The organism is Halostella sp. PRR32 (genome assembly GCF_034808085.1).
GTDB lineage: Archaea > Halobacteriota > Halobacteria > Halobacteriales > Natronoarchaeaceae > Halostella > Halostella pelagica.
Genome location: NZ_JAXHGL010000082.1, coordinates 1 through 279 on the forward strand (window position 1 = coordinate 1; position 279 = coordinate 279).

Below are 279 nucleotides of genomic sequence, written 5' to 3' on the forward strand. Positions count from 1 at the left end.
GAGGAATTGTTTTGATTTGGAAGTGGGTTTGGGTGAACCAAATAAAGCTGCTGCTGTAGAAACTCAGAAGGAGCCCGAATCATCTGCTGTTGCTGTGAAAGACAAAGGAAAGTGTGTGGTTGTATCTTCTCCCGAGGAGGCTTGTGTCAGAGAAAACAGTTTGCTGATTGAACGAAACTTTATCGCCTGTCGGGATGATGCTATGGAAGGACCGAGTGCTCGTGGGTTCGAGCTGTTTTCTAGCTCGGCAGTCGTCAAAGTTGAGAGCGCAAACCAGGT

General features: G+C 47.7%; 1 protein-coding gene. It reads left to right on the forward strand.

Translation table 11 applies throughout. The features are described from left to right. Positions 1-279: hypothetical protein (locus SM753_RS20460; RefSeq protein WP_323192915.1), on the forward strand; the 279-nt coding region annotated here is incomplete at both ends.